The organism is Streptomyces sp. NRRL WC-3618 (assembly GCF_001280005.1).
In the GTDB taxonomy this organism is placed as follows: Bacteria; Actinomycetota; Actinomycetes; order Streptomycetales; family Streptomycetaceae; genus Streptomyces.
The window spans coordinates 1-251 of record NZ_LGDW01000396.1 but is presented as its reverse complement, the minus strand read 5'-3'; the positions used below and the strand labels follow the sequence as shown (position 1 = coordinate 251).

The 251-nt window shown below is 66.5% G+C and carries 1 pseudogene; it reads right to left on the bottom strand.

Annotation, left to right across the window (positions count from 1 at the left end):
* Positions 1–197, bottom strand: a pseudogene (locus tag ADL01_RS27485) (polyketide synthase); the annotation flags it as partial.
* Positions 198–251: the final 54 nt, after the last annotated feature.

Below are 251 nucleotides of genomic sequence, written 5' to 3'. Positions count from 1 at the left end.
CGGCCCGACAGCAACGACCAACCCACGTCCACCGAGTCCACTTCGGTCTGCGCCACCACATGCTCACGCAGACGGCCGGCCTGCGCCCGCAACGCCTCCGCACTCCGCCCCGACACCAACCACGGCGTCGCAGTAGACAGAACGTCCGTTCCAGCGAAGACAGTTACTTCCGCCACCGACGCCTGCTCCACGATCACATGGGCATTCGTCCCACTGACACCGAACGACGACACACCCGCACGACGCGGCAC